Raw genomic sequence first — 19,163 nt, forward strand, 5'->3', positions numbered from 1 at the left:
GCAAGTCCATTCATACTACGCTCACTCCCATATCGCTCGGTTGCAATTATGGTATGCCTTAGGATATGGAGGGGAACGGTTATGAGGCTTCTGCCTGATGGAGGCGTTGAATCATGCGTATACTAATCGGTAGCCCGGTGCACCAGAAACCGGAAATATTGTCTTTATTTATTCAAGCTTTAGAGCGACTGGAGGCACCTGATGTGCTGCCCGATTATTTATTTGTCGATGATAATGACAATCCGACTTCAAGCCAATGGCTTGCCGATTTCTCCAATCGGCTACCAGGCAGGGTTTTGCCCTTGTTGACAGGCTCACAGCAAGTGGAGAACCGAAGTGATGAGCACACTCATTATTGGCCGCCTGCTCTCGTCTGGAAAGTGGCCGGCTTTAAAAATCGTCTTATTGATTATGCACTTCAGCATAATTATGACGCGCTGTTTTTAGTCGATTCAGACCTGATTCTCCATTCCCGTACCTTATGTAAGCTGGTGGAGGCGGAGAAGGATATTGTATCTGAGATTTTCTGGACACGCTGGCAGCCGGAGGGGCCTCTATTGCCTCAGGTGTGGGTTAGTGATGAATATAATTTGTTCCATCGTGAAGAAGGCGAAGTGTTGTCGGCAGAGGAGCGAGCACAACGCGAGTTGCATTTTATACACCAATTGCATGTTCCTGGTTTGTACGAAGTGGGGGGTCTAGGTGCTTGTACCCTAATCCGCAGACGTGCACTGGAAGCAGGGATTCACTTTGGTAAAATCAAAAACGTTTCCTATTGGGGAGAAGATCGACATTTCTGTATTCGGGCAGCTGCATTTGGATTTCCACTTTTTGTGGATACACACTATCCGGCGATGCATCTGTACCGGGAAGCGGACAGAATGAAGGCAGAGCAGCTACTATTCACCCTAAATTATTTTACAACGAGCGCTGTTCATACGGACCAATCAGAACATTTAGCATATCTAAATCACTCCGATACTTCTACTAACTCTCCTGCCTTCAATCCTTCTGCATCATCAAGTCCATCTAAGTTCCCTGAACCTCCTGTTATACCGTATGACCTCCGTGAGTCAGCTGTCTTTGCCAAGTACACGGCAGATTCTTTTGTTATACCACAAACGTTCCCTGGTCCACGACAAAGTGAACTTCATACGCCGCCTGTCTCCAAACCCAAATTGACGCTGACCATGACGGTATACAATGAGGCAGATCGCAAGCTCATTGACGTGCTGCGGAGTCATCGAGAATATATTGATGAAGCGGTCATTATTGATGATGGCAGTCAGGATGATAGCGGAGAGTTGTGCCGTGAGATCCTAAAGGGAATCCCATTACGTTTAATACGCAATGAAACAGCTTCTTTTAGCAATGAATTGGAACTACGTAAGCAACAGTGGAGAGAGACGTTGGCTTCTTTTCCGGAATGGATATTAAATATGGATGCTGACGAAATGTTCGAATCTCGTTTTGCTCAAGGGGTACATTCTTTGTTAGCGGGAACGAAAGCGGATACGATTTGTTTCAGGTTGTTTGATATGTGGAATTCCACGCATTACCGCGATGATGATTATTGGCAGGCTCATCAATATTACCGTCCTTTTTTAATTCGATATAAGGAAGGGTTCTCTTATAAATGGAAGGAGCAGTCCTTGCACTGTGGGAGATTTCCCGAAAATGTGCTTGACCTTCCCAGTGAAATCAGCAACTACCGCATCCAGCATTGGGGATGGTGTACACCTGCTATTCGCATGGCCAAATTTCAGCGATATCAGTTGCTTGATCCAAGTGCTCGTTATGGCTGGAAAGAGCAATATGAATCTATTTTGGACCCGAACCCCCGACTCACGCTTTGGGTAGATCAGGACAACATAAATGGAGAAAAAGAAACTACACCAGAGTATGAAGCTACCCATGATGTGAACGCCATGGATGTTGCCGAGATTTCAAGTGTCCAGGTTATGAATAATTCCGGTCTACAAATTAAAAGTGAAATAAAGAACGTATTTTATAGTAAATGCAAACTGTGTGGTTCGTCTGACACGGGAGTATTTCATAACTATGAACGCTTTACCTTGATGGGGTGCGGCTCCTGTGGCTTGGTTTTTCGTAATGATGTGGATCATATACAGCCGGAGGATATGATTGCAGAGATTTATAATGCCGATTGGGTTGCTATGCGGGATAGTGCAGCAGCGTCAACTTATGGGGATCATGCCCTTTTTGGACTCATGCTACTGGATATGTTCAGCTCCGGTAAAGGAAAATTGCTTGAGATTGGATCAGGTACCGGAGAATTTATCCATGCTGCCCTTCAAGCCGGCTGGGATGCAGTGGGTATTGAACCTTCCATAGACTCGCGTGCTTACGCCAAACACAAATATGACGTGGATTTATTGCCGGGTTACTGGAACGGTGAAACCGAAGAAGATACTCAAACCGATGAAGCATGTGATATGCAGGAATTGAATGAAGCACAAGAAATACAAGAAGTAGAAGAAGATACTGAATTACCACTGGATCACAAATACGAGGCCGTAGCATGCTGGCATGTGCTGGAGCATATTGCGGACCCTGTTGCATTTTTGACAGATTTACGCGAACAGCTTCAACCTGACGGGACGTTATATATTACAGTGCCCAACAAAAACTCGTTCACCAATGAGGCTTATGGTGTTTATTCACCTTTATTTACCGAGGAAGATCATTTATATCATTATTCTGAGCATACGCTGGCGCTCTTACTGGAAAAGTCTGGATTGCGCTCGGTGGCTATGTTTACCCGCCAGCTTCCCTCTGGTTTGGATGCCTTGCTGCAAGCCCATCCTTTGTACGGTGATCTTGCCTTTACGGAGCAAATGGGATTGTTGGCCAAACTTCAAGGCGAGAAACGGGGTCATGAACTGTGCTGTGTTGCAAGAGTAATTTAAATCTCTCCAAAAGGAGGCAGCATCCATGAACATGTCTGACCCGTATCTGTCTCGCTTTTTTGTATATTCTGACCCCAACTCCTCCAGCATGATTTACAGACTCCCCCAAAGCTGGTGGAGTCGCCCCTATGAGTATGAGTGGTGTCTTCAATTTATGTCCGGTCAAGATTCGGTGCTGGATGCAGCGTGTGGAATTCCACATCCATTCAAATTTGAGTTGGCCCGCCGTTGCGCTCAGGTCTATGCTTGCGATCTGGATATACGGATCGTTTCCGTGGATGCCATTTTGACCGAGGTGCGGCGGGATATCGGAGAGGAGGCTGCCGAGCGCATTCAGGAGATTTTACCGGTTCGGCTCCACTCCGCACATGCCAATCTGACAGCTCTGCCTTATGAGGATGCCAGTTTTGACAAAATTGTATGTATTTCAGTGCTGGAACATTTAACACCTGAGGAGTCTTTGGCAGCCTTACATGAATTTCACCGGACCATACGCGATGACGGAATGCTTCTGCTGACGTTTGATTACCCTACAGTGGATCTATCAGCGATGGAGCAATGGATAGAGCAGGCGGGATTTTCGTATTGGAATGGTGTGGATCTCAACCTTCCAAGGGGTGCCTTACACACGGATATGTGGGGTGGTTTGCATTGTTTCAGGACTGTTTTAAAAAAATATAAGAGTTAGCGGTATGCGCAATGAGGTTTACACGGACCTCTCTTATTGCTTATCATGAGAGGGGTTAGAGTTGTAAACCTACATAGGAAAGGAATGACTGATAACTACATGAACAATGCACCTGTGTTGAAGAAACCTGAGGCTATGGTATTTGATATGGACGGTACACTTTTTCAGACGGAGACGCTATTGCTTCCTGCGTACCACAAGCTGTTTGATACGCTGCGCGCCGAAGGGCTTTATGAAGGAGAGACTCCTCCCGAGGAGCTTATTTTGAATAGTTTGGGCATGCTGCTGGATGAAATCTGGAGAAGAGTGATGCCGGAAGCCAGCGAAGCGGCCCATAGAAGAGCGGACGAGCTGCTGCTTCAGCTGGAACTGGAGGGATTGAAGAGCGGAAGTCATGCCCTGTATCCACATGTAAAAGAAACACTCCAGGCCCTTCATGAGCAAGGTGTCCGATTGTTCGTAGCTAGTAACGGTCTGGAGGACTATGTAAAGGGGATCGCTGCTGCGTATGAAATGGTTCCCATTTTTGAAGGACTGTACAGCGCTGGGGAGTACAGCACGCTTTCCAAAGTGAATTTGCTGGAAATTCTATTGAGCAAGCACGATATTTCGAACGTATGGATGGTAGGAGATCGTTCCTCAGATGTGGAAGCAGGCAAAAAGAACGGACAGACGGTGATCGGTTGCGCTTATGCGGGATTTGGTGTGGACGATGAGTTGAAGGGGTCCGATGCGATTATTACAGACTTTACGCAACTGCTTACACTTTATAAAAACGCTGAGTAACTGTGGAACACAGGTTATTGGTTATAAATAGGCTCGACGCACCATATAATTAAACATGCTGGTACTGTCGGACAGATGAAAAAAAGAAAGGAAGGCAGCCACTTTACGCGGAGCCTTCCTTTGTCTTATTCTCTGTCTTATTTTCTGTCTTATTTTCTGCTTTATCTTCTGTTTTATCTTCTGCTTTGTGGTCAGCCAGAGGCTTTGGATTAATTTGTGTGTGGTAGACCCACAAGGCATATTCCATGGGCTTGGCGATGGAGCGGCGATAGGTTTCTTTTTCACCAATACGCGAAAAGACCTCGCGGGCTGGCTTCGGGTTGACTTCCAGCACATATATATGACCGTGCTTATTAATTGCCAAATCGAGTGCAAGCTCACACAATGCCCCGTAGCTTTCTTCCAGATACGCAGCGATGTCCAGTCCGAGTTTTTCCCCTTGCTTGATGATTTTCTCTCTATGGCTTTCATCACGAATCCATTGCGTTAGCAATTGGCTCATCGGTACTGCCTTGCCTCCACCATGCAGGTTGGAAGTGACACTCCGATGCGCCCCGATGCGCCCGGCGCATCCGGTTAGCTCCCATACTCCTTGGCCATTTTTCTGTACCAGCATACGGTAATCATGGACTCTGCCATTCGGCAACTGCACAGGAATGCCTTCCTGAACAATGTAGTTATCCATGTTCCAGCTGCTCAGACGCGGCTCCAGACGGTCTAGACGTACCCGCTGCTGGGGAATGATATGGCGTTTGCGATTGCGGCCCTCAATCAGATACAGGCCTCCTTGCTTGTTAACAGGTTCAATACGTAAAATACCTCGGCCTCCCGTACCGTTAATCGGTTTGAGGTACACTAGTGAATTCTGTTTGAGCATCCGTTTGACACTATGAAATCCACTGAACAGCTCTGTTGCAGGCAAATGGGGGCGAAAGGCAGACCTTCTCGCAAGCTGCTGATGAATGACCCATTTGTTACTCAGGGGTCGGTTTAAATATACAAGGTCTGTGTATTGCAATCGGAACTGCTTCAACTGACGATATCGCTCACTGCGCTGTACCCGACAACGGTCGAAAATCATGTCTGGGAACTCTCGCCACTTTCGGCTCCATTTTCCGCTGTGTGGATCATAGATTTGGGCAAGGAGCAGCCTGCGATCCTTATGGACATCCGCAGGAGTGAATACATACATATCCAGTCCCAGCCGTTTCCCTTCTGCAATCATGCGCTCATATATGTCGCGTTCCTCTAATTGCTTCTTGTTGTTCAAATACAAAGTCATGATGCCTAGGACAGGTTTTGGCACAGCATTCCACCTTCCTCTGCCGTCTGCTTATCTTGGGATAACTCTCCGTGAAATATCAGCGTGGGTTTCCCGGTTGGTCCAGTCGTCATTTCATGCGCAACAAGCCCAGCGCGGAAACAGGTTTTGAGACTGGACATATTGTCGGCGGCTACGCTGCACGTCAGACGGCGCAGCTGTTGGAGCTGGGCGGACAGCAGTCTAGCGCCCAGTCTGCGGCCCCGGTAAAGCGGACGAACAATTACGATGCAAGCATCCTCCCCGTAATTCAGAGCGAGGGAAAATCCGGCAATCCGCAGCCCCTTCTCCGTGCGCACAAATGCACACAGGAGGGAGGAGCCAGGGGTGTTCAATTGCTCGGGCGTTAAAACGGCCAACTGCCGCAGAGCATTACGAGTAATGCGCATGCCCCCTGAGCTGCGGGCCAAAAACAGCAACTGTCGTCGTCTCAGCAGCCAGCTCCGGGCAGGCAAATGTTGAACATCGCTAATTTGCGGCATGATTCCACTTCCTTGATCATGATTTCATTCGTCCGGCCAAAAAGGAGCTGTACTGGAATATGCGTCTAAGCGACTTTTGGCGGATTTCCGGCTCGTCAAATTTCATTGGTTTGGCATTGGCCTCAAAAAACCAGAGGGTTCCGAGCGTATCCACGCCCAGATCCATGGACATTTCGCCATGAGAAAGACCGGATGCGCGTTCAATTTGACGTGCAATCTGTATGGCCGTACTTTTAACTTTGTTCAGTAGATCCGTGCTGTCCTCAGGCCCAAACAGTGAGGACAGTAGCTTGAAAGGGTCCTCTACACTCCCGCCACGCGGGACATGTGTGGTAATGCTCCCCTTACCGGCCAGTCTGGCACCGACTCCGGTGATACTCCAGGAGCCACGGATATTTTTTTGTACCAGGATACGCAGGTCGAAGGGTTTTTTCTGATGGGTTGCCAGATCGATACCCTGTTGAATGATATAAGGTGAGTTGCCTGCTTCCCGTCGGATACGTCCCCACAGCCGGGATAGCGATACAGATCTGTAGGTTACACTTTTTTTGTCATGCTGAATGGTCAGTCTGTAAGCCATTAGATGGTCTGGGAGGAATTTAAGAATCATAATCCCCTTTCCGGCCTTACCGTTTTCCGGCTTGAGATACAGGTATGGATACGTAGACAGCATTTTTCCTAAGGAAGACAGGTTGCTTAACCGTTTGGTTGCCGGAACAAGCTGACGAGTCGTTTCTGAGGTGCGCAACCACTTGAACAGTTCCCATTTGTTAAAAAAGCCTGGATTGTACAGCTCAATGCCCGAGGCATGTGAAATTTCATCCAACTTTGTGCGCACAGAGGTTTTAAGTTCATAATTACGGTTGGGGATGCGATTATAAATGACCTGTGGAGGTGGGAAATCCTGTTCCTCCCACGTCTGTAAGCTCTTGTTGAAGACATAGCCCTTAATCGTCTCATCTGCCAGTTTCAGGTCCCTGACGGTAACAATGTACACCTGATATCCCATCCGTGTTCCCGTTTCAAGAATATCCCTGAAATTGCGCTGATTGCCCTTGAAAAATTGCCCTTCGTCGTGCACTGTCAATACAGCAACGACTGGCTTATGCTCCGCCCGGGTATTCATAGTTCCTCTTTTCTGCGGAATTTACTGAGGTAAAGACAGTGGTCCAAAATATGCTCCACGGATGCTTTACCCTCCGCACGCAACGATGGATGCTGAAAAATGGATCGGCCTGGCTTGGAGTTGGCTTCAAACATCCATACCTTTTCATCCTGATCAATGCCCAGATCAAAACCGATTTCACCCAATAGATGCTGGTGATGGTGTTCAATGGCTTCAGCGAGTGTAACTGCTACGTTCTTGGCACGTTGAAGCACTTCACCCGCCCGGTCTCCGAATACCCGGTTCAACGCCTGTTCAGGTGTCATAAGAGAACCGCCATTTTTGATATGGGTTGTGACACTGCCACGTCCGGCTTTTTTGGCTCCAATGCCGACGACGACCCACTGATTATTTCCATTTTTATGCATGTGAAACCGGAAATCAATCGGGCAATTGTCAATCTCGATCAGCTGGATACCCTGTTGAATGACATAACCCTTTAACATCTGTCCCTGATTGGAGTGAAGCATCCTGAGCATGGAATTAAAAGAGGCGAATTTTAGCAATACATTGCTACTTTTCTTACGGTACCTCACATAATATCCTTGCTTGGGAACATGGGACAGACGATAGATTCCTTTACCGAGACTGCCTCCACTTGGCTTGTAATAAGCAAATTGATGTCGCTCCAGCATACCTCGGATACGTTCAGAGCTGGGATTCATATATGATTCAGGGACATAGCGGTTAACATCTGGGTTATTCTCCAGCAGATTATAGATATCGGACTTATTGAAAAAGCTCCAGTTAAAAAAGGGAATTCGTTTGCGGGAAAAGCGTTCGCGTAGTTGATTGATCGCCGGGGAAAAATCAGAGCGACGGCTCGGCAAACGGTTATAGATCACGTCCGGCAAAGGTACAAGTTTACGTGTGAATTCCCCGCTGGATGACAGAAAATAGCCGTTAATCGTATCATTTTGCCAGTTGATATCCCGAGGGGTGAAGGCAAAAATATAAGATTTTTTGCTGCCTTCCCTCAGCAGTTGCTTAATAAAGCCTGTGCGCGATCCGAAAGGGCGAGTGGTGGAGGTGGTACCGTCAGACAGCACGCCAATCAACGGCCCTAGCTGTATATCACCATCCAGATTCCGCAAATAGATGGCCCCGCTTTTGGGAACACGGATTGCATTACGTAAGCCGGAGGTCAAGTATAGATGGCGTCCCGCCTTCTGAATTGGTTTTACTGTAGCGGGAATCTGATCCTTACCGAGCCGCAGACGAACGGACTTGGCTCCGGATAATTTAAGGCTTTTCAACAAGGCAGTGGATATATACGCCACCTTGTCGGGCTGCTGTGAGAAATGCACATTGCAATGCGTTAAACTCATCTGTTTATCCTCCTATACCGTATGTTCAAGGGAGGCGCCCGCGCCCTTTGGCCCTGTCGCTTTGGAATGGGTCATTAAATATCGAGCATATTCGAGCGGGCGGTTGACCGACTGGAAAGCGCACTCCGGCTGACGGGTCTGAAAAAAGGCGGCCCGACCAGGTCGGGAATTAACCTCCAATAGCCAGATGTTCCCGCTCTGGTCAATACCGTAATCAATTCCCAACTCGCCAAGGCGGCCATAACGTTCCTCAAGCGCCCTGGTAATGGTCGAGGACAGCGCCCTCATCTGCCCGATGATGAGACGCGTGGTGTCCGCGCCAAATTGTTCACGAAGGTATGGCTCAGCCGGATGGGCTTCGCCACCACCGTGCAGATTAGAAGTCAGAGTTCCTTTTCTGCCTTCTCTTACAGCAAAGCCCGTCAGGCGCCAATGGCCGTTGCCATCCTTTTGCATGAGTGCGCGAACATCAAAGGGATGATTGCTTTGGCTTGTTAATTTCAAATAAGGCTGCACGATATAAGCGCGTTTGTGTGCAATTCCGTGGATCCATGACAATCCTGCATCCAATTCGGGAAACAAACGCCGGAACGGACGGTTACGGGAGTCTCTACCCTGTACAAGTAGTCCCTGGCCTCCTTCTGCCAGCCGGAGATACAGTGTGCTCTTGCCATGTGTTCCGGTCTGTGGCTTCATAAACAGCTCCGAATGGCGTCCTAGCCATTCCACAAGCTGGGCCGTGTCCCGGTAAGGCGCCGTAGGCGGCACAAAAGGACGTACTTTATCTACCGCATGCAAAGCGCGATACACCTGCCATTTGCCAGGTAAGTTACGCGACCAGTAGATGAGCTTGCGCGAATTTTGCTCCGCCATGTCTTCCAGTGTGCGCCTGACATTCTGGCTCTCGTGGACATGGAGACAGCGGTTATACACAATATCCGGCAACGGAAAGCGGCCGGATGTCCATACTCCGTTACGATAAACATAACCTCGTATGGAGTGATCTTCAGGTGAAACTCCTTCGACGGTAAACGCCATTACGCTAAGATCAGAGCGCCTGCCCAACAGACTTAGCCTGCGGCAAAAATCGGCTTCGGTAATAGGGGGAGTGGCGGCCTGATTCCGGCTAACAAGCACGCCCAGCGTGCCTGGCACAACAAGAGACACCGACAACAGCTCCTTTGGCAGCCAGACTCTGGAAGAGATGAATTCATTTGAAGCCGGCTGAATAACAGCAGTATTCAATCATTTTTTTAACGGACGGGCGAGTTTTCTGATCATTTAACGGCGTGTTGTCATTCTTCGATGGCTTCGAATTGACCTCCAGCAACCAGATGCGCCCCGTGCTGTCTATTGCCAGATCAATACCAAATTCTGCGAAATGGGCGGGAATTGCTTTTTCTACTCCGCTTGCGATATCCAGTGCTGCTGTTTTGAGAGAGGTATGCCCATTCGATTTAACGGTTGCGGGCAGCGTGGTCTTGGCAAGTGCTTCCTTGACAGTACTCAGCGTGCCGCCTCTTGCCAGATTGGACACAAAGTGGCTTCCTCCGGCGATCCGAGCGACAATGGATGTTACGGTCCAGGTTCCGGACGAATTTTTCTGTACAAGCGCACGAAAGTCGACCGGACGCTTACCGTGATCAATCAAGGTAAGTCCCTGTTGGAGTTGAAAGCGTGTTGTTTTCATTTTTCCCGCCAAGCTTTTGTACAGCTTATCGACGTTGGCATACGTTTGCTTGCGGGGTGTGCCCGCTGTTGTGGATAGCACCGAAAAGGTGCCATCGGTTTGCTTGTTAATGCGCATTATGCCTTTACCCAGGCTTCCGCGCACTGGCTTGAGAAAAACAGCGGGATACTGGTTGCACATTTTTTTGAAAACAACAAAAGTTTGCAGCAAGTGGGACTCGGGTAAATACTTGCGCAGGGAAGAATTTGATTTAAGCGCATCAAATACTTCATTCTTATCCAAAAACTTTTCGTTAAAAATAGTCGTGCCGTACTGCGATTTTACTTCTTTCATGAAATGCTGTACGCTAGTTCTGTTCTCGAGTTTACGGGAGGTAAGACGATTATTGACGACATCGCCGGCGGGCATGACCGTCTTTTTCCAGCCTCCGTCATACACCCATCCCTGAACTCGCCCGGGCTGACTTCCGATATGCTCCGGGGTGAAGAAATACACATATGCTCCTTGTCTGCGGCATTCCCCGACTAGTTCACGGCAGAACAGGGTGATCGACCCGAAAGGCTTGTCGGGCTGTTCGGGATAGTCCCGACTGACCAGCACGCTAATAAGTGGGCCCACTCGAAGTGTCCGGCGACCTCGGCTGTAGGTTACTCGCAGATCACAATTGGCATGAAGCCCCATTTTTCGGGCTAGCACGCTTCCCACACGTAGGCCGCTATAGCGGGGCACCGATATGACGGTAACCTCTTGGCGGAACGAACCGAAGGCGAGCTGAACGGGGTGGCCAGCGGATATTTTCCATTTGCGAAGCAAGGACTCGCCGACCATGAGTACGTCATCCTGCAAGATGCCCGATCCGATGATTTGAATCGTTGTTTTTTTGATGGACATCGTGGATCTCCTTCCGGGCAGCAACTTGATGTCTTGAAAGTAACGGGAAACGTGAATGGGCTGTAATAGCACTGATTCATCATATGAGGACATATATCCCTTGGTGATTGACGGACAATGTGAAATGTTGACACTAAACTTGTATTGGAGGAATAAACAATCATGAACATCTACGACAAAGCCCATGATTTAGCGAAAGCATTGAAGGAAAGCAAAGAGGTAGAGGAAATTACGTCAGCGATGAAGCTGATCGAAACCGATCCAGAAGCCAAGAAAATGCTCGACGATTTCCGTGAACGCCAAATGGAAGTACAACAACGCATGATGAGCGGCGATATGCCAGCACAGGAAGAGATGGAAAAGATGGAGAAGCTGTTCGAGGTACTTAGCTTGAACCTCAACATCCGTCGCCTGTTCGACGCTGAACGTCGCCTGAGCGTGATTATTGAGGACGTTAACAAAATTATTGCAGACAGCCTTCAAGATTTGTACGGTTCATCTCTGTAAGTTTGTCTCATATTCCTTCCTGTCCTCTCATAGACTAGATACATAGAGTCACAGGGAGAGGAAGGGATACGATTGGGTTCTTTTAAAAAATGGAAACATGGTTTGTATACACTGATTGCGCTGGCTATGGTCTTGGTCGCGTTACCACGCATCTCGCTTGCAGGCGGTTTGAACTGGGTCAACGGCTTTGGGATAGTATGGGTACTTTTTGCGCTGCTAGTCATCGGAGCGAACATGCATTTTTTGCTGGGTGTGGATGAGGAAAAGCGCAAAACGCTGGAGCGTGTGCGGCGGGCCAAAATGCAGCAGTGGCAGATGAAATGGGATAAAAAAGCTGACAAAGGCAGCATGCAGTGAGTTTTTTTAGCTTGTCTTGGGCTTGTCTCTCAGATTACAAATCAATCATAGTAAGAAGCGGTCCTTGTAAAAGAGGGGATCGCTTTTTTTGCTATTTCCAAAGCAGAGAACTCAAAATGAACAAAGGTCTTAAATAAAGGGATTTTGTGCTATAATAGATACAGAATGATACAGATTGGACGTTGGGGGTGTAACAGAGTTGGACGGGCTAGATGAAACAGTTACGAAGCACGAGCAGCTATTGCGACATATCGAGCAGTTGAAAATAGGCTCCAAAATTTCTGTGCGCAGGTTGGCTAAAGAAATGAGCGTCAGCGAAGGAACGGCCTATCGGGCCGTGAAGGAAGCTGAAAACCTGGGAATTGTCATTACCAAGGAACGGATCGGAACAGTACGAGTGGAGAAGCGCCCGCGCGGCTTGTCCGAACAGCTGACCTTTGCAGATGTCGTGAATATTGTAGAAGGACATGTGCTGGGCGGAAGTGAGGGACTGGAGAAGCCTTTGCACAAGTATGTGATCGGAGCGATGCGCGAGGAAGCCATGGCCCGTTATATTGATGCAGGCAGTCTGCTGATCGTAGGTAACCGTGAGGATGCGCATTCACTTGCATTGGAGCAGGGGGCAGGTGTGCTGATCACAGGGGGCTTCGGTACGAGCCGAGAGGTTAAGCAGCTCGCAGACAAGATCAGTCTGCCGATTATTTCCTCACGCCATGATACTTTTACAGTGGCATCTATGATTAATAGAGCCATATTTGACCGCTTGATCAAAAAGAAAATTATGCTGATTGAAGATATTGCGGCAGGCAAACCGAAAACGTTGACCTTGAAAATCAACAGCACGCTTACCGAGTTTGAAGAACTTTCGGTGACGACCGGACATCATCATTTTGCAATCGTGGATGAATGGAATCGTTTAATTGGTATCGTCAGCCGCAAAGATGTGGAGGGGCTTCAACCTGAGCATACGATGGATAAATGTCTGATCCGCAATCCGATAACGGTCACCTACCAGACCTCGCTGGCTTCAGCCGCGCAAATGATGGCGTGGGAAGGTGTGGATTATTTGCCGGTCGTGGACCGCAACCGCAAGCTGCTCGGGTCCGTTACACGGCGTGAGGTGCTGGAGGCGCTGCGTAACGCCCAAAAGCAGCCGCAACTTGGCGAGACGTTCGACCAGCTGATCTGGAACGGGTTTGCTGAGGAGCGTAATGAGGACGGATCGTTATTTTTTCGCGGGTTTATCATTCCGCAAATGGCGACCAATTTAGGTACGATCTCGGAAGGCGTACTGGTCAACGTGATGACACAAGCGGGCTACCGGGCAGCTAGAGACATGAGCGGCAAGGATTATGTGCTGGACAATTTGACGACATATTTTATTAGACCCGTACAGATAGAAGATGCTGTCGTTCTTCGTCCGATGCTGCTCGAGATGAGTCGCCGCACCTGCAAGCTAGAAATTGCAATTTCACGGGAAAATCATTTGGTATGCAAAGCAGTGATGACGCTTCATTCCATTGAACATGGTTAGTCTACAATGGATCGGAGTAAGGTGTGAAGTCGAATAGATCGACTAGTGGCTTTCAGGCAATCTTTCTTTTGCTTCCAGCCAAATTTGCAGCACGCCTTCCATTACAAGCATCGTTTTGACCTGGATCGTATACTCCTTGTCACGAACGGTGTATTTTTTTTGGTGCAGCAACATACGTACCAGCTTGCTGTCAGAGTCAATCTCGAACATATCTCTGCCACGCAGCACCTCCAGATCACGACTGACACGGCGAAGAAGTTCCTTCAGGTTGATAGGATCAATTTTTTCGGCCGAAGCTTCCTCCGCGATCAGCTTGATTTCTTTGACAACGGTTTGGCGCTTGCTGTATTTGCGCAATGTTTTGTTGTCCTCCTCGGCTTGCTGGAGCTGGAATTGAAGATCCTGGTTGTTCGTCCATAGCTGATTGAAGCTGGCATGCCAGATGACGTTGTAGATGATGCCTCCCGTAATCATACCCAGTACAAAGACGGAGGACAATTGCATAAAAGGACGCAGGCGCTCAAAAGGGGGAACTCTCATAGTCGTTTCACCTCACGGTCGTCCGTTGCCGCATACCCACTTGACCAGCTCTGCACCCATATGAGCGCCTAAAAAGGCGAAAATCAAATACAATATCTGCTTAATGGCAGGTGACAAATTACCATCCAACATATTGCTTTCAATGACCCGAATCGGGTCCATCGTCCCCCCCCACAGCGGCGGCAAGCGCCCATATTTTAATTCTTCCGGCAACCTCTAGCATCGTCTGGGTGGGCGGCTGAAGCGATACCACAGCTCCCATTCCGCCGAGCATGGCTCCCCCGAGCACGATGCCGAAGGCAATGAAGAAGTCGAGAATCGCTTTGGATATAAAAGTGCTCATGCTCTTTTCCTCCTTAGGTATACGAATCAAGACCGCGCTTGTCCGCCGAGGTCTGTACTTTTATTCTATGGGCGCTACTAACGCGGATATGATAAAATAGTTTGAAGAAAATCAAGCGGTGAAAGGAAGAGAAGCGCATGAGTTCATTTGTGCATTTGCATGTTCATAGCGAGTACAGCCTGCTGGACGGCGCGGCTCGTACCGCGGAGTTGGTCAAACAGGCATCAGCTTATGGAATGAAGGCGCTGGCCCTTACAGATCACGGGGTCATGTACGGTGCCATTCCTTTTTATAGAGCGTGTGTAGAGAACGGCATTAAGCCGATTATTGGGTGTGAGGCCTATATGACGGCAGGATCGCGCAAGGAGCGTGGCAGCCGCAAGGATCAGCCCATATATCATTTAATTTTGCTCGCCAAAAATAAAACAGGCTATCAAAATCTGATGAAGCTGTGCTCCATCGGCCATTTGGAGGGCTTTCACTATAAGCCGCGCATCGACATGGAGGCTTTGGCTGCCCATCACGAAGGCATCATATGCCTGAGCGCTTGTTTGGGCGGTGAAGTGCCGCAGCATTTACTGCATGGTCGGGAAGCCGAGGCACGACGAGCAGCGGAACGATATCGTAACATTTTTGGCGATGATTTTTATCTGGAACTCCAGGATCATGGTCTTTCGGAGCAAAAACGTGTAAATCCTCTCTTGATCGCACTGGCGAAGGAACTGGATATTCCACTGGTCGCGACGAATGACGTGCATTACTTGACTGAGCCAGATGCGGACGTACAGGATGTTCTGATCTGTATCGGGACAGGAAAGACAGTTGACGATGAGGAGCGTTTGCGTATACCAACACGTCAGTTGTATCTGAAAAGTCAGGAGGATATGGCTCGTTTATTCCCGCATGTGGCAGAAGCCATCGCCAACACGGTGCGTATTGCTGAAAAATGCGAACTGGAGTTGGAATTCGGTCAATCCATTTTACCTGAATATCGCCCGCTGCCGGAAGGAATGACCTCTTCGTCCTATTTACGCAATCTGTGCGTGCAAGGGCTGGAGCGTCGCTATGGAAGCGATTCCGGATGGGAGCAGCCGGAGGAACGGGAAAGGCTGAACCAACGGCTAAACTATGAGTTGAATACCATTGACAGTATGGGTTTCAGCGATTATTTCCTGATTGTATGGGATTTTATTGCCTTCGCACATAAGCATAAGATTGCAACGGGACCAGGGCGTGGTTCCTCAGCAGGCAGTTTGGTTGCCTATGTGCTTAACATCACGAATGTCGATCCGATGAAATACAACCTTCTCTTTGAACGATTTCTGAATCCTGAACGAATTAGTATGCCGGATATAGATATTGACTTTAGTGATGAGCGGCGTGACGAGGTTATCGACTATGTAGTACAGAAGTACGGAAATGAGCATGTAGCGCAAATTATCACCTTTGGAACGCTGGCGGCAAGAGCCGCTGTCCGTGACGTCGGTCGTGCATTGAACGTGCCATATGGAGAGGTAGACAAGGCTGCCAAGCTGATTCCGGCGCAGCTGGGCATTAATATCCGTCATGCGCTGGAAATTACCCCGGAGCTGAAAACACTATATGAAACGAAGCCCAAGACACGTGAACTGTTGGATATGGCGATCAAGGTTGAAGGAATGCCTCGTCATGCTTCGACACATGCAGCGGGTGTTGTCATTTCGCGGACTCCATTGACCGATGCGGTTCCGCTGCAAGAGGGGAGCGAAGGAGTACCTTTGACGCAGTACTCGATGGAAAATCTAGAGCGCATTGGTTTGCTTAAAATGGATTTCCTTGGGCTGCGTACGCTCTCCATTATTGAACGGTGCATACACTGGATTGCGGAAGAGCATGGAGACACGCCTGATTTTAGCCGTATTCCCGATAACGATCCCCATACCTATGACTTGCTGGGCAAAGGAGATACAGGAGGTGTATTCCAGCTGGAGTCGGCCGGTGTACGCCGGGTACTCAAGGATTTGAAGCCGAGTGTATTTGAGGATATCATTTCTGTCCTGGCTTTGTATCGTCCGGGTCCAATGGGTTTTATTCCTAACTTTATACAGGCCAAGCATGGTCAGATCGAGATTTCTTATCCGCATCCTGACTTGGAACCGATCTTAAAGGATACGTACGGTATTATTGTGTATCAGGAGCAAATCATGCAGATTGCTTCGCGCATGGCGGGCTTTTCCCTGGGAGAAGCCGATCTGTTGCGCCGGGCTGTGTCCAAGAAAAAGCGCGAAGTGCTGGATCTGGAGCGCGGACATTTTGTTGAAGGCAGTATCAAGCAGGGATACACGGAGGAGGAGGCCGGCAGGGTTTACGATATGATTGTTCGTTTTGCTGACTACGGCTTCCCGCGTGCTCATGCAGCTGCTTATGGTGTGCTAGCATTTCAGACGGCTTATCTAAAGGCACATTATCCAGTACAATTCATGGCTTCAATGCTGACGGCGGTGATGGGAAGTCATCGGAAAGTGGCTGAATATGTCGTCGAATGCCGTCGTATGGATATCGCAGTGTTGCCGCCTGATGTAAATGAAAGCAGGGTGCTGTTTACTCCATTACAGCAAGGAAGCATCCGTTTCGGCCTGGCTGCAATTAAAAATGTTGGCACACAGGCGATGGAGAGCATTCTCGCTGTTCGCAAGGAACGGCCTTTCGACAGCCTGCTCGATTTTTGTCGACGTGTCGATTTGCGAGTATGTAATAAGAGAGTAATTGAATCGCTTATTCAGGCAGGGGCCTTTGACTCATTGACGGGTCATCGGGCACAGTTGCTTGCCATGCTGGATGAAACGGTGGATGCAGCCGTCAAGTGGCGCAAGGAACGGGATGACTTGCAAATTGATATGTTTGGTTTTGTGGAAATGCCCAATTGGGATATCGAATACCCCAATGTACCCAAATTCAGTGCCAGCCAGCAGTTAGAGCTGGAACGTGAACTGCTGGGACTGTATTTATCCGGGCATCCGTTGGATGATTTTGAGTCGCTTTTGGAAAACAGCGAGGCGGATCGTCTGATGGAGCTGGGCGATGTGCCAGATGAAACGGTTGTTGTGACCGCAGGCATGGTAGTGTCACTCAAAACGATTACGACCAAGCAGGGTAAGGCTATGGCCTTCATTGAGCTGGAGGATCAGATTGAGCGCTGTGAGGTTGTGTTGTTTCCTGAGGTGTGGAAGCGGAGCCAGCAGTGGATTGAAAAGGGGGCTTTGCTTACGCTTCGAGCCAAGATGCAGCAGCAGGACGAGCACTTCAAGCTCCTTGCGGATGAGACCGCCCCGCTGGCGGAAGACTCGCTGGCACGGCTCCTCCAGCGCCGACGTGCCAGTACGCGCTCGTCCGCCGCAGCTGGAGCATCCTTACCAGCTGCTGGTTCTGCCGCTGGCGGCCCAGGCGGGAGCGCGTCGCGTGTGTCGTCCCCGCCTTCGGCAGCCACTGCATCTGCTTCGCCTCAATCGAAGGTGGCTCCCCCCGTGGCGGCGGCTTCACCGCGCGGAGTCGAAGCGGCTCGCGGTGAGCAGGTGCCGGTCCCGCGCAGCGCGGAGCCGACCACTCGTCAGCGGGTGTTTGTCAAGATCACCCGCCAGGCTGAGGAGGACGCCAGCTTGTTGGTCAGTCTCAAGGCGCTGCTACAGGAGCATCCCGGTGCTATGCCTACCGTACTTTTTTATGAGAGCAACCAGCGTCTGCTGGCGTTGAGCGATGCTTACAGTATTAAGCCCTCTCCTCAGCTTTTTGATCAAATGGAGTCGATGTTGGGTGAAGGCACGGTGAAAGTCAAATAATAGGTACACAGTACCCGCCCTTATTGTAACGGTTTAATGAACATTTTCCTTCCCTCCCGCATACACTTGGAAAACTGGCGGAACAGGGGTTCAACACGCACACTGCACCATAAGGTCCCGCACGGTGAAAGAATAGAACTGCACGGTGAAAGCGGGAGGGAAATTATGTCCTATGAATATGCAGAAACTTTGCTAAATCGCAGAGGCATTCGTATCGAGTCCATTGCGGACATTGTTTTTCAGCTTCAGCTAAAATATTATCCTCATTTGACGATGGAAGAATGTATAGACAGTGTCAAAGCGGTTTTGCAAAAGCGCGAGGTTCAATATACGTTGCTCACAGGCATTGCGCTCGATGAATTGGCTGAAAAAAAACTTCTCCCTCAGCCGCTGCAAGCCATTATGGAGGCAGACGAACCGCTGTACGGAGTGGACGAGACACTAGCTCTTGGAATTACGAGTGTGTACGGCATGATTGGCTTAACCAGTTTTGGTTATCTGGATAAGGAAAAGACGGGGATTATCGAACAGCTGAACCAAAAAGGCAGTGGTATTCATGTGTTTTTAGACGATCTTGTCGCCGGACTGGCTGCCGCTGCTTCTTCGCGAATTGCACATCGGAGTCTCCATGCCAAGCATTATCCTGCATCATTGGACGCTTAGTTGACCTGTGTAAACAGAGTTGATGATTTTCTAGGCCCTCCGACGGAACTTAAATGATCAGGAGGGCTTTTGTTGCGGGAAAAAAGTAAGGTATGTTATCATGAGTCTATTATATGGGCTCAA

Annotated in this window: 15 protein-coding genes and 1 pseudogene; 8 read left to right on the forward strand and 8 right to left on the reverse strand. The window is 49.1% G+C overall.

Annotated features, from left to right (window positions below; genetic code table 11):
• Window positions 1-113 precede the first annotated feature (113 nt).
• The 3 genes from ACWA2B_RS02935 to ACWA2B_RS02945 all read left to right on the forward strand — a co-directional run bounded on the left by ACWA2B_RS02935 (window position 114) and on the right by ACWA2B_RS02945 (window position 4,404).
• Complete coding sequence (locus ACWA2B_RS02935) at window positions 114-2,930, forward strand: methyltransferase domain-containing protein (protein WP_449291679.1); 2,817 nt, start codon at window positions 114-116, stop codon at window positions 2,928-2,930.
• A 25-nt stretch (window positions 2,931-2,955) separates the two neighbouring features.
• Window positions 2,956-3,618, forward strand: a complete 663-nt coding sequence (locus tag ACWA2B_RS02940) for a class I SAM-dependent methyltransferase (RefSeq protein WP_449291680.1) — start codon at window positions 2,956-2,958, stop codon at window positions 3,616-3,618.
• A gap of 84 nt (window positions 3,619-3,702) precedes the next feature.
• The gene (locus ACWA2B_RS02945) at window positions 3,703-4,404 is read left to right on the forward strand and encodes an HAD family hydrolase (RefSeq protein ID WP_340884918.1); all 702 of its coding nucleotides are present in this window, start codon (window positions 3,703-3,705) and stop codon (window positions 4,402-4,404) included.
• Window positions 4,405-4,507: 103 nt separating this feature from the next.
• Here ACWA2B_RS02945 and ACWA2B_RS02950 read toward each other — a convergent pair whose 3' ends face one another.
• Genes ACWA2B_RS02950 through ACWA2B_RS02975 form a run of 6 tightly spaced genes read right to left on the reverse strand, consistent with a single transcriptional unit; the run spans window position 4,508 to window position 11,281 of the window.
• Window positions 4,508-5,710 carry a YheC/YheD family endospore coat-associated protein gene (locus ACWA2B_RS02950; protein WP_449291681.1) on the reverse strand — a complete coding sequence of 401 codons (1,203 nt, stop codon included), beginning with the start codon at window positions 5,708-5,710 and terminating at the stop codon, window positions 4,508-4,510.
• Window positions 5,692-6,207, reverse strand: coding sequence for a GNAT family protein (locus tag ACWA2B_RS02955; protein WP_039269878.1), 516 nt, complete (start codon window positions 6,205-6,207; stop codon window positions 5,692-5,694). Before ACWA2B_RS02955 ends, ACWA2B_RS02950 begins: the two co-directional genes overlap by 19 nt.
• A gap of 16 nt (window positions 6,208-6,223) precedes the next feature.
• Window positions 6,224-7,333 carry a YheC/YheD family endospore coat-associated protein gene (locus ACWA2B_RS02960; protein WP_069011206.1) on the reverse strand — a complete coding sequence of 370 codons (1,110 nt, stop codon included), beginning with the start codon at window positions 7,331-7,333 and terminating at the stop codon, window positions 6,224-6,226.
• Entirely contained in the window at window positions 7,330-8,700 is a 1,371-nt protein-coding gene (locus tag ACWA2B_RS02965; RefSeq protein ID WP_029516605.1) for a YheC/YheD family endospore coat-associated protein, read from the reverse strand. Before ACWA2B_RS02965 ends, ACWA2B_RS02960 begins: the two co-directional genes overlap by 4 nt.
• Window positions 8,701-8,712: 12 nt before the next feature.
• Entirely contained in the window at window positions 8,713-9,867 is a 1,155-nt protein-coding gene (locus ACWA2B_RS02970) for a YheC/YheD family endospore coat-associated protein (RefSeq protein ID WP_029516606.1), read from the reverse strand.
• 43 nt (window positions 9,868-9,910) lie between these two features.
• Window positions 9,911-11,281 carry a YheC/YheD family endospore coat-associated protein gene (locus ACWA2B_RS02975; protein ID WP_029516607.1) on the reverse strand — a complete coding sequence of 457 codons (1,371 nt, stop codon included), beginning with the start codon at window positions 11,279-11,281 and terminating at the stop codon, window positions 9,911-9,913.
• Between the two features lie 162 nt (window positions 11,282-11,443).
• Between ACWA2B_RS02975 and ACWA2B_RS02980 the strand changes: the two genes are divergently transcribed.
• The 3 genes from ACWA2B_RS02980 to ACWA2B_RS02990 all read left to right on the forward strand — a co-directional run bounded on the left by ACWA2B_RS02980 (window position 11,444) and on the right by ACWA2B_RS02990 (window position 13,679).
• Complete coding sequence (locus tag ACWA2B_RS02980) at window positions 11,444-11,788, forward strand: YlbF family regulator (protein WP_013309578.1); 345 nt, start codon at window positions 11,444-11,446, stop codon at window positions 11,786-11,788.
• Between the two features lie 72 nt (window positions 11,789-11,860).
• Window positions 11,861-12,145 (forward strand): hypothetical protein, encoded by a 285-nt coding sequence (locus tag ACWA2B_RS02985; RefSeq protein WP_013309579.1) that lies wholly within the window; start codon window positions 11,861-11,863, stop codon window positions 12,143-12,145.
• A 199-nt stretch (window positions 12,146-12,344) separates the two neighbouring features.
• The gene (locus ACWA2B_RS02990; RefSeq protein ID WP_029516609.1) at window positions 12,345-13,679 is read left to right on the forward strand and encodes a DRTGG domain-containing protein; all 1,335 of its coding nucleotides are present in this window, start codon (window positions 12,345-12,347) and stop codon (window positions 13,677-13,679) included.
• A gap of 42 nt (window positions 13,680-13,721) precedes the next feature.
• On the opposite strand, the gene ACWA2B_RS02995 is transcribed toward ACWA2B_RS02990, so the two are convergent.
• Together ACWA2B_RS02995 and ACWA2B_RS03000 are read right to left on the reverse strand one after the other, a co-directional pair.
• Complete coding sequence (locus tag ACWA2B_RS02995) at window positions 13,722-14,219, reverse strand: hypothetical protein (RefSeq protein ID WP_029516610.1); 498 nt, start codon at window positions 14,217-14,219, stop codon at window positions 13,722-13,724.
• 12 nt (window positions 14,220-14,231) lie between these two features.
• A pseudogene (locus ACWA2B_RS03000) lies at window positions 14,232-14,562 on the reverse strand (YtrH family sporulation protein).
• Window positions 14,563-14,699: 137 nt separating this feature from the next.
• On the opposite strand from ACWA2B_RS03000, the gene ACWA2B_RS03005 reads away from it, so the two are divergent.
• Window positions 14,700-18,377, forward strand: coding sequence for a DNA polymerase III subunit alpha (locus ACWA2B_RS03005; protein WP_449291682.1), 3,678 nt, complete (start codon window positions 14,700-14,702; stop codon window positions 18,375-18,377).
• Between the two features lie 165 nt (window positions 18,378-18,542).
• Window positions 18,543-19,040 carry a phosphatidylglycerophosphatase A family protein gene (locus tag ACWA2B_RS03010; protein ID WP_023987905.1) on the forward strand — a complete coding sequence of 166 codons (498 nt, stop codon included), beginning with the start codon at window positions 18,543-18,545 and terminating at the stop codon, window positions 19,038-19,040.
• The last annotated feature ends 123 nt before the right edge of the window (window positions 19,041-19,163 follow it).

This window comes from Paenibacillus sp. CMM36 (assembly GCF_053570945.1).

Coding starts and splice junctions, on each gene's coding strand:
- ACWA2B_RS02935 (WP_449291679.1), top strand. CDS start 114: ATGCGTATACTAATCGGTAGCCCGGTGCACCAGAAACCGGAAATATTG.
- ACWA2B_RS02940 (WP_449291680.1), top strand. CDS start 2,956: ATGAACATGTCTGACCCGTATCTGTCTCGCTTTTTTGTATATTCTGAC.
- ACWA2B_RS02945 (WP_340884918.1), top strand. CDS start 3,703: ATGACTGATAACTACATGAACAATGCACCTGTGTTGAAGAAACCTGAG.
- ACWA2B_RS02955 (WP_039269878.1), bottom strand. CDS start 6,207: ATGCCGCAAATTAGCGATGTTCAACATTTGCCTGCCCGGAGCTGGCTG.
- ACWA2B_RS02960 (WP_069011206.1), bottom strand. CDS start 7,333: ATGAATACCCGGGCGGAGCATAAGCCAGTCGTTGCTGTATTGACAGTG.
- ACWA2B_RS02965 (WP_029516605.1), bottom strand. CDS start 8,700: ATGAGTTTAACGCATTGCAATGTGCATTTCTCACAGCAGCCCGACAAG.
- ACWA2B_RS02975 (WP_029516607.1), bottom strand. CDS start 11,281: ATGTCCATCAAAAAAACAACGATTCAAATCATCGGATCGGGCATCTTG.
- ACWA2B_RS02980 (WP_013309578.1), top strand. CDS start 11,444: ATGAACATCTACGACAAAGCCCATGATTTAGCGAAAGCATTGAAGGAA.
- ACWA2B_RS02995 (WP_029516610.1), bottom strand. CDS start 14,219: ATGAGAGTTCCCCCTTTTGAGCGCCTGCGTCCTTTTATGCAATTGTCC.
- ACWA2B_RS03005 (WP_449291682.1), top strand. CDS start 14,700: ATGAGTTCATTTGTGCATTTGCATGTTCATAGCGAGTACAGCCTGCTG.
- ACWA2B_RS03010 (WP_023987905.1), top strand. CDS start 18,543: ATGTCCTATGAATATGCAGAAACTTTGCTAAATCGCAGAGGCATTCGT.